At 45.4% G+C, this 9,077-nt stretch carries 10 protein-coding genes; 7 read left to right on the forward strand and 3 right to left on the reverse strand.

The window, feature by feature from the left end:
* Positions 1 to 172: 172 nt before the first annotated feature.
* Both IQR33_RS00380 and ygfZ read right to left on the reverse strand, forming a co-directional pair.
* The gene (locus IQR33_RS00380) at positions 173 to 646 is read right to left on the reverse strand and encodes an aminoacyl-tRNA deacylase (protein WP_193838156.1); all 474 of its coding nucleotides are present in this window, start codon (positions 644 to 646) and stop codon (positions 173 to 175) included.
* On the reverse strand, positions 639 to 1,607 hold the full coding sequence (gene ygfZ / locus IQR33_RS00385; protein WP_054577171.1) for a tRNA-modifying protein YgfZ: 969 nt from the start codon (positions 1,605 to 1,607) through the stop codon (positions 639 to 641). The genes IQR33_RS00380 and ygfZ overlap by 8 nt, the downstream gene beginning before the upstream one ends.
* A gap of 189 nt (positions 1,608 to 1,796) precedes the next feature.
* Between ygfZ and IQR33_RS00390 the strand changes: the two genes are divergently transcribed.
* Both IQR33_RS00390 and IQR33_RS31990 read left to right on the forward strand, forming a co-directional pair.
* Entirely contained in the window at positions 1,797 to 2,057 is a 261-nt protein-coding gene (locus IQR33_RS00390) for a succinate dehydrogenase assembly factor 2 (protein ID WP_005380951.1), read from the forward strand.
* Entirely contained in the window at positions 2,026 to 2,484 is a 459-nt protein-coding gene (locus IQR33_RS31990; RefSeq protein WP_228010200.1) for a protein YgfX, read from the forward strand. The genes IQR33_RS00390 and IQR33_RS31990 overlap by 32 nt, the downstream gene beginning before the upstream one ends.
* Positions 2,485 to 2,498: 14 nt before the next feature.
* Here IQR33_RS31990 and nadB read toward each other — a convergent pair whose 3' ends face one another.
* A complete protein-coding gene (nadB, locus tag IQR33_RS00400; RefSeq protein ID WP_005380947.1) occupies positions 2,499 to 4,112 on the reverse strand; it encodes an L-aspartate oxidase in 1,614 nt (537 codons plus the stop codon).
* Between the two features lie 554 nt (positions 4,113 to 4,666).
* On the opposite strand from nadB, the gene rpoE reads away from it, so the two are divergent.
* The 5 genes from rpoE to lepA form a co-directional block, all read left to right on the forward strand.
* Positions 4,667 to 5,245: an RNA polymerase sigma factor RpoE gene (gene rpoE / locus IQR33_RS00405; protein WP_005380946.1), complete on the forward strand. Its 579-nt coding sequence runs from the start codon at positions 4,667 to 4,669 to the stop codon at positions 5,243 to 5,245.
* Between the two features lie 26 nt (positions 5,246 to 5,271).
* Complete coding sequence (locus IQR33_RS00410; RefSeq protein ID WP_005380944.1) at positions 5,272 to 5,898, forward strand: sigma-E factor negative regulatory protein; 627 nt, start codon at positions 5,272 to 5,274, stop codon at positions 5,896 to 5,898.
* Entirely contained in the window at positions 5,895 to 6,854 is a 960-nt protein-coding gene (rseB, locus tag IQR33_RS00415; protein WP_005380941.1) for a sigma-E factor regulatory protein RseB, read from the forward strand. The genes IQR33_RS00410 and rseB overlap by 4 nt, the downstream gene beginning before the upstream one ends.
* Positions 6,855 to 6,856: 2 nt before the next feature.
* On the forward strand, positions 6,857 to 7,327 hold the full coding sequence (locus tag IQR33_RS00420; RefSeq protein ID WP_005384575.1) for a SoxR reducing system RseC family protein: 471 nt from the start codon (positions 6,857 to 6,859) through the stop codon (positions 7,325 to 7,327).
* A gap of 158 nt (positions 7,328 to 7,485) precedes the next feature.
* On the forward strand, positions 7,486 to 9,077 hold a 1,592-nt coding region (gene lepA / locus IQR33_RS00425; protein ID WP_193843439.1), incomplete at its 3' end, for a translation elongation factor 4.

Raw genomic sequence — 9,077 nt, forward strand, 5'->3', positions numbered from 1 at the left:
CGGTTAAGTGCTTGTTTGAAACTTAACCAACAAATTCAGCATATACGAGTTTTATTCCTGTGACTATTTATGTTTTATATGTGATTAAAAATTCTAATGTCTATTTTTGTAGATATGAGCGAGATCACGCAGTGATAGAAACACTACGTGTCATTACATTGTTTTTAGACGATTAACGACAGATCTCAGCTACGGTCGGCTGACACAATTGGATAAGATCTTGGATAGAAAGCGCCAGTCCAGCCATGCGATCGCCACTGCTGATCGTGACTTCCTGTTCTTCTAGTAAGCTAGGGTCGAACACGATTGGCATATGACGTTTTAGTAGCAGAGGAGTGACAGTACCAATTTTGTAACCAGTGATGGACTCAACATCGGCTTGATCAACACAAGTCATCCGGCGACATTTCAGTAACGAGCGCACTTTTTTGGGATCAACGCTACGATCACCTGGCGCACAGGCGAGTGCATATTGATTACCCATGTCTCGTAGCAAGATTGCTTTCACCATTTGAGAGGGGCGAATGCCGCGTTGGTGCGCGGCATCCTCAATGGTGGTTGCTGGTCTTTGATGCGGTAACAGACGAAACGGAATGTGTTGGTCTTTGAGAAATTGCATCAAAGGAGTATTGATTGTATTACTCATCATCAAGACTGTAAGGCAGTGATTCGATTGTCCATTCACATTCTGGTTGCGCAACCAAACGAAGACGAGTGTCCTCATCGAGATTATTAGGCAGCACGATCAGGCCAATCGCGTGATTGTCACTGAACTGGTAGTGATTTAATAAAGCACCTACTGAACGCCAGTTTTCACCTACGCTGCGTTCGAGCTCAATTGGTTCGTCACTGAATGGAGCAGAAGTTGCACCTTTTACGATATACATCGCACGTTTATTGGTACCGCGATACTTCGCTCGTGCTACCGTTTCTTGTCCCGTGTAGCAGCCCTTTGTGAAGCTTATGCCTCCTAAAGCTTGCACGTTAAGTGCTTGTGGAATGTGAGCATTCTGCGCGGATGCAGAGACAAATGGTAAACCTGCCTCAATATCGAAACGATTCCAAAGCTCATTTGTCGTAAAGACAGCGTCGGTAGTTTCAACGATTTGCTGTGCTTCTGGCGCACTTAATATCAGTAACCAGCGATCTTGTGCAACTTGCACTGCTGTGCCACCGTCAACTGGGCGAACGCTGCCAGTTGTCTTGCTCATTGTTGAAATGAATTCGTCGGCTTTGACGCCAGCAACACCTAAGATAACGTCATCAGAAGCTTCAATCGTTACTTTAGAGAAAATAGCGTATTTCTTTATTTCATTAAGTTCTACGTCAATCGCCGATTTTGGTTGGATCATGCCGTAGCCATCATGATGATGGAAAAGGCGGAACACGCTCCACACTTTTCCTTTCGCATCACAATGTGCGCCCAGTGTTGATTGGTCTTGTTCTAAAGAAACAACATCGCAGGTAACCTGACCTTGTAAGTATGATTTTTTATCATCACCGATCATGGTGATCATGCCGAAGTTATCCAGCAGTGAGATAGATAACTCTGGAAGTGCGTCTTGAGTTGAGAGAGGTAATGCTGAAAAACGAGTTTGCCATTCCATAATTACAATGCCTTTTGAAGATATTTTTCCGCTATGTTATACCCAAATAACCTTGAGATACTAGGGGAGCGATTTACGAATCAACATTTGTCTGCTTTCACTATCGTATTGTGACCCGCACACTAGTGACGTAGCACATCCCTTGTTACACTCCGCACTAACAACAAGACATCTATGAAGGAATAGTGAATGTACACTCCGGAAGAAAAAGCGCGTATTAAATGGGCTTGTCGTCGAGGCATGCTTGAGCTTGACGTAGTAATTATGCCGTTTTTTGAAGAGTGCTTTGATACTCTGAGTGAACAAGAGCAGCGTGACTTTGTTTCTTTACTTGAATGCGATGATCCTGATCTGTTTACTTGGGTAATGGGGCATGGCCGTAGCGAAAATTTAGGTCATGCAGCAATGGTTGATAAAATTGTCGCCCATAACCTCAGCAAAGTTCGTTAATTTTACTGCTTCTCCCTCTCTGACTGCCCGAGTCTTCAATGTTGTACTTTTCTTATTGATGACTTGGGCTGTTATCTTCTCTAGCATTCCGCTCGTATTATCGACTTATTTGTTATTACTGATTGTTAAGGCTCTCTCAAGCCAAGGCCTTGTTCAACCTACAAGTCATGGGCATTGGTATGTGCACTGCGATGGCTCGGTTAGGTTTGATGCCCTTGAGTATGGCGAATACTCGGAAGATATTGAGTCCGAAAAGGGTCATTTACAGCGAGTTGATACATCGGCATCACCATTCAAGATAACATTCCAATTGCAATCTGGCCGTAGTGTTACGATTTGGCGTGATAGCTGTGACGATGAGCAGTATCGTCAATTATCTTTGGTATTACGCCAATGGGAAATGAAACAGGGAGCTAATGCTCCCTAGTTTAATTTGTAAAGTTAAAGCTGTTTAGCTGGAACCAAAATCGTTGGTCCGCTGTTTTCCAGTTGGTTCGGATAGTCAAGCGTGTAGTGCAAACCTCGACTCTCTTTACGCTGCATCGCACAACGAACCATCAACTCTGCTACTTGTAAAAGGTTACGCAGTTCTAATAAGTTGTTCGACACTCGGAAATTGCTGTAGTACTCGTGTGTTTCTTGTTGCAACAGTTGGATACGGCGTAAGGCGCGCTCTAAACGCTTGTCAGTTCGCACAATGCCCATGTAGTCCCACATAAACAGACGAAGCTCGTGCCAGTTGTGCTGAATGATCACTTCTTCATCACTATTGGTTACTTTACTTTCATCCCAACATGGCACCTGTGAGGGTAGCTCAACGTTAGTGTGATGTTTTAGAATATCTTTTGCCGCAGACCAAGCATAAACCACGCATTCGAGAAGTGAGTTTGATGCCATGCGGTTAGCACCGTGCAGGCCGGTGTAGCTAACTTCACCAATCGCATACAAATTTTTCAGATCGGTGCAGCCATTTCTATCCACCATGACACCGCCACAAGTGTAGTGTGCAGCAGGTACGATTGGGATTGGCTCTTTAGTCATGTCAATGCCCAAGTCCATCAAACGTGAATAAATGGTTGGGAAGTGTTTCGTAATAAAGTCAGCAGGCTTATGGCTGATGTCGAGATACATACAGTCGGCACCTAAACGCTTCATTTCGAAGTCGATAGCACGAGCCACGACGTCACGCGGAGCAAGCTCTTTACGTTCATCGAAATCCGGCATAAAGCGAGAGCCATCTGGACGACGCAGGTAAGCACCTTCGCCACGCAACGCTTCAGTCAGCAAGAAGTTACGTGCTTCTGGGTGATATAAACACGTAGGGTGGAACTGGTTAAATTCCATATTCGCCACACGACACCCTGCACGCCAAGCAATCGCAATACCATCACCAGACGACACATCTGGGTTAGAGGTGTATTGATAAACCTTTGAAGCACCACCTGTAGCGAGAACCACAAATTTGGCTCGCACGGTTTCGACATGCTCTTCGTTGCGGTTCCAAATATAAGCACCGATAACTTTGTTTTTATCACCGCCAATTTTGTCTTCGGTGATTAAGTCCAGAGCATTGTGACGTTCGAGAACATGAATGTTTGGATGGTTATGAGCGTTATCTTGCAGGGAGGTTTGCATCGCCATACCTGTCGCATCTGCCGCGTGAAGAATACGACGACGGCTATGACCACCTTCACGAGTTAAGTGGTAGCGAGGTTCATCGTCAGAGTCATCTTCTTCACGATCAAATGGGACACCACCGTCAATCAACCACTGTACACACTCTTTTGAATGCTCAGCAATGAACCTTACGGTCTCCTCATCGCAAATACCATCCCCGGCGATTTGCGTGTCTTCAACGTGTGAATCAATGGTGTCTGACTCATCAAATACGGCAGCGATACCGCCTTGAGCATAGTAGGTTGCCCCTTCGCTGCGTGGTCCTTTACTCAGCACCATCACCTTACAGTGGTTAGCAACGCGCAAAGCCAACGACAAACCTGCCGCGCCACTCCCTACCACTAATACATCACACTCATGTTCACGATTTGTGTTCATATAACTTTTATAATCCCAAGCTAAGGTAACAAAGTTACCTTGTGTATTATTTGCACACCATGTGCATTCCATTATCGCGACATCTGTCGCTAAGGGCTAAGTTGGGAGACCTATCGACGTCCGTGTTACGGCGGTGACTGAGCCACTCTTCTTTTTCATGCAGAGCATGAGCATGCTTCCTAAGTTATAATTTGTAACGCGGTGTTCAGATAGCCATTAGCCATGCAAATGAAAAGTAATAGTTTGTCAATGCCATTGCTTTTCCATGCTCGACCCAGCACAATCTGGGACAGAGATCATTCATTATACCCATTTCCCTCCAAGATGCTCGCTTGTCAAACTTAGACTAAAGTCAGGCAGCGGTGGTCATTTGGGTACAGACATCACACTGTGAAAAAACAATGACAAAAAACTTGAGAAACCATGGAACTTTCTCATTCACGTTAGGGTCACAATAGTGCTCAAGTAAGCAGTGGTGTCAATACTACGTTTTGCATAATTAGTACCCATATCTGAGAAGAGTAGGGGCATAACAAATAGGAGTATCCGCTCGAATGAACGAGCAGCTGACCGATCAAGTATTGATTGAGCGAGTTCAGAATGGCGATAAGCAAGCATTCAACCTGTTGGTAACAAAGTACCAGAATAAGGTATGTAATCTTATTTCCAGATACGTTAGTAATCCTGGCGATGTACCAGATGTAGCACAAGAAGCGTTTATTAAAGCTTACCGAGCTATCCCTAGCTTTCGTGGGGAAAGTGCGTTTTATACGTGGCTGTATCGCATTGCAGTGAATACTGCGAAAAATCACATTGTTGCTCAAGGGCGTAGACCTCCAGCGACAGATGTCGATGCTGAAGATGCTGAATTTTACGAAACAGGTAGTGCACTTAAAGAAATATCGAACCCTGAGAACTTAACGTTGTCCAAAGAATTGCAACGGGTGGTGTTCAGTGCAATCGAAGCTTTACCTGAAGATTTAAAAACCGCAATGACATTACGAGAGCTCGATGGCTTGAGTTATGAAGAAATTGCAGAAGTGATGGATTGCCCGGTAGGAACGGTACGATCGCGTATCTTCCGTGCTCGTGAGGCGGTGGAAAAGAAAATCAGACCTCTTTTGCAACGCTAGTACAAGTAATAACTATGGTGAAAATAATGGCTGACAAAGAAAAACTTTCAGCTCTCATGGATGGAGAATTGGTCGATAAGGCTTTAATTCAAGAGTTAGAGCAAGACCAAGAGAGCCGTGATGCTTGGCAGAACTATCACCTGATTGGTGATGTGATGCGAGGCGAAGCGCCAGCAAAACCTGAGTGGAATATTGCTGAAAGCGTGGCGTTAGCGTTAGAAGATGAACCTGCACACCGTGCGTTTGATTCGCACAGTGCAAATGTTATCTCAATTGCGGATACGCCAAAAGAGTCGCAACCAGAACCGCAAAAAGCAAAACGTCAGTTGCCAGGTTGGTTGACGCAGTTTGGTCAAGTTGCTGTTGCTGCATGTGTATCGCTTGTTGTTATTTTAGGTGTACAGCAGTACGGTGGTAGCGATTCAATGTCGCCGCAAACAGATCAATTACCTGTATTGCAGACGGTTCCGTTTGCTGGCAGCGCAGAACCAGTGAGTTTGACTCGTGAGTCTGTAGAACGTTCTGTAGGCGAGGCAAATATGCAAGAGCAGCGCAAGCGTGTTCATGCTATGCTGCGAGACTACGAATTGCAGTTACGAATTAACAGTGATGCATCTCAACAAGATGCAAATCTGAATCCGGATATTGAATGAAAAAATTTCTGATCAGCGCTTGCGCTCTGTTCAGTATGATGTCTTCTCAAGCCTTTGCTGGTGATAAGCCAGCGGAGGCTTTATTGCATCAAATGAGCGAGGCGAGTAAGAATTTAAGTTACGAACTCTCTTATATCCTTATCAAAAAGAACAGCATTGAGCCGTTGCTGTATCGTCATGCCACGCATGGTGACGATCAATATGCTCATCTTGTCTACTTAAGTGGCCCAGTGCGTGAAGTGATTCGTCGCGGAACTGAAGTAAGTTATATCGAAACGGGTTTAGAACCGTTCACCATCGAGTCAGGTAAAATGGTCGCTCCGACTATGCCTATGCTCAACACCAATATCGATGAGCTAAACTTGTATTACGACTATGTAAAAGTGGGTAGAGCTCGTGAAGCTGGTGTGGCAACACAAGTGCTGCGTATTGTTCCTAAAGACGGTCTGCGCTATTCATACGTACTATGGATCGATGAAAAGAGTAAATTGCCGTTACGTGCCGACCTTGTGGACCGCGATGGTGAAATGCTTGAACAATATCGCACTATTTCTTACACGGTAAACCCAAAAATCGCAGAGTTAATGAGTGGCCTGCAAGATGTTCAATTACCTGCTGTTCTCACCATGCCAAAAGGCGATATTGGGACCAGTAATTGGCAGGTTGGTTGGATCCCTGAGGGTTTCGAGCCGAACGAGCTCAACCGCTATCGTATGGCCGTTACTAACCAAATGGTGGAGAGCCAGCTGTATTCTGATGGTCTGTTTAGCTTCTCTGTTTACGTAGCAAACAAGGATGAGCATTCGTTAAAAGGGCAGTTGGTTCGCCAAGGCAGAAGAACGCTACACAGTTTTGTGAGCGGTCAACATGAAATCTCTGTTGTAGGAGACATTCCACCGACCACAGCACAGCGTATAGCCCAATCTGTCACATTTAATGTAACAAAGAGTAAATAACAATGATGACCGCGTTGGCTACCGTGACAGACGTGCATCGTCGCGGCAAGCAATACGAAATTGATTTAAGTTGCGAACAGCAGACCAGTTGCAGTAGTTGCTCTTCACAGAAAAGCTGTGGAACGGGCGTTGTTACTAAAGCCATTGGTAACAAGAGTTTATCTTGGCACCTGCGCACGGATAAATCGGTGAAAATAGGTCAAGTCGTCGAGATTGGTTTTCCTGAGTCGAGCCTAATAAAATCAGCAATGGCGGTTTATTTACTGCCATTGTTTGGTTTGATTATCGGTGCGATGTTTGGTCACTTCCTATTAGCGCCGCTGACAGCCGGCGGGGAAGGCATCATCATATTGGCATCGGTATTGTTTGCCGCTGGTGGAATGTGGATCGCAAAACGTGTTTCTCGTCCGTTAGAAGATGAATCTAAGCGCCAAGTTACCCTCGTTCGGGTACTTGGAGAGCCAATCCAGTAAGTGCTGTCCCCCTCCACTAAAGGTTATTTGGGTATGTACTTTAAATTACGTGCGCCCGTTAACGAAATTCGGTAGAATCTGCCAACTTGATTGAAATGCCGTCAGTAGATGGCGTTTCTTACTGTCCCTATTTGTAAAGAGTTAGTCACCCTAAATCTATGAAGCACATTCGTAACTTTTCGATTATCGCCCACATCGACCATGGTAAGTCGACCCTATCAGACCGTCTAATCCAAGTTTGTGGCGGGTTAACCGATCGTGAAATGGCCGCACAGGTTCTGGATTCTATGGATCTTGAACGTGAGCGTGGCATCACCATCAAATCTCAGAGTGTGACGCTAAACTACACCGCTAAAGACGGTGAGACGTATCAGCTGAACTTCATCGATACTCCGGGGCACGTTGACTTTGCATATGAAGTATCACGTTCTCTAGCGGCTTGTGAAGGTGCGCTATTGGTTGTGGATGCGGGTCAAGGTGTTGAAGCTCAAACACTGGCTAACTGTTACACCGCGATCGAAATGGATCTAGAGGTTGTGCCAATCTTGAACAAGATTGACCTACCAGCAGCCGATCCTGAGCGTGTAGCGGAAGAAATTGAAGAAATCGTTGGTATCGATGCAATGGAAGCAACCCGCTGTTCTGCGAAGACAGGCATTGGTGTTGATGACGTTCTAGAGAACATTGTGTCAGCGATTCCAGCACCGGAAGGTGATCCAGATGCGCCACTACAAGCGCTGATCATTGACTCATGGTTTGATAACTACCTTGGCGTTGTTTCTCTAGTGCGTATTAAAAACGGCGAACTGAAGAAGAACGATAAGATCAAAGTGATGAGTACGGGCCAAGTTTGGGGTGTAGACCGCCTTGGTATCTTTACGCCAAAACAAGTAGATACCGATACCCTTCGTACTGGTGAAGTAGGTTGGGTTGTTTGTGGTATCAAAGACATTCTTGGTGCCCCTGTTGGTGATACGCTGACTCTAGCGAAGAATGGTTGTGATAAACCGCTACCTGGCTTTAAGAAAGTTAAACCTCAGGTTTACGCAGGTCTGTTCCCTGTATCTTCTGACGATTACGAAAACTTCCGTGACGCACTAGGCAAACTAAGCCTAAACGACGCATCGCTATTCTACGAGCCAGAAAACTCTGCGGCACTTGGCTTTGGTTTCCGTTGTGGTTTCCTTGGCATGCTGCATATGGAAATCATCCAAGAGCGTCTAGAGCGTGAATACGACTTGGATCTTATCACCACAGCACCAACGGTAGTTTACGAAGTTGAGAAGACGGATGGCGATCTGCTGTATGTTGATAGCCCAGCAAAACTACCAGCGATCAATGACATTGAAGAAATTCGTGAACCGATTGCGCGTTGTAACATCCTTGTGCCTTCAGAGTACCTAGGTAACGTAATCACACTGTGTGTTGAAAAGCGAGGCAGTCAAGTTGATATGGTTTACCACGGTAACCAAGTCGCTGTGACTTACGATATTCCAATGGCTGAAGTGGTACTGGATTTCTTCGATCGTCTGAAATCAACATCACGCGGTTACGCATCTTTGGATTACAACTTCCAGCGTTTTGAAGCTTCGAACATGGTACGTGTAGACGTTCTTCTTAACGGTGACACTGTTGATGCATTGGCGATGATCACACACAAAGATCAGTCTCAGACTCGCGGTCGTCAGTTGGTAGAGAAGATGAAAGAATTCATCCCTCGCCAAATGTTTGATATCGCAATCCAAGCGGC

The organism is Vibrio sp. OPT46 (assembly GCF_015163535.1).
In the GTDB taxonomy this organism is placed as follows: Bacteria; Pseudomonadota; Gammaproteobacteria; order Enterobacterales; family Vibrionaceae; genus Vibrio; species Vibrio alginolyticus.

What these genes read in the sequence shown, in the direction of transcription:
- IQR33_RS00410 (WP_005380944.1), top strand. Translation starts at nt 5,272, where the DNA reads ATGGCTGACAAAGAAAAACTTTCAGCTCTCATGGATGGAGAATTGGTC.
- IQR33_RS00420 (WP_005384575.1), top strand. Translation starts at nt 6,857, where the DNA reads ATGATGACCGCGTTGGCTACCGTGACAGACGTGCATCGTCGCGGCAAG.
- IQR33_RS00390 (WP_005380951.1), top strand. Translation starts at nt 1,797, where the DNA reads ATGTACACTCCGGAAGAAAAAGCGCGTATTAAATGGGCTTGTCGTCGA.
- ygfZ (WP_054577171.1), bottom strand. Translation starts at nt 1,607, where the DNA reads ATGGAATGGCAAACTCGTTTTTCAGCATTACCTCTCTCAACTCAAGAC.
- IQR33_RS00380 (WP_193838156.1), bottom strand. Translation starts at nt 646, where the DNA reads ATGAGTAATACAATCAATACTCCTTTGATGCAATTTCTCAAAGACCAA.
- nadB (WP_005380947.1), bottom strand. Translation starts at nt 4,112, where the DNA reads ATGAACACAAATCGTGAACATGAGTGTGATGTATTAGTGGTAGGGAGT.
- rpoE (WP_005380946.1), top strand. Translation starts at nt 4,667, where the DNA reads ATGAACGAGCAGCTGACCGATCAAGTATTGATTGAGCGAGTTCAGAAT.
- rseB (WP_005380941.1), top strand. Translation starts at nt 5,895, where the DNA reads ATGAAAAAATTTCTGATCAGCGCTTGCGCTCTGTTCAGTATGATGTCT.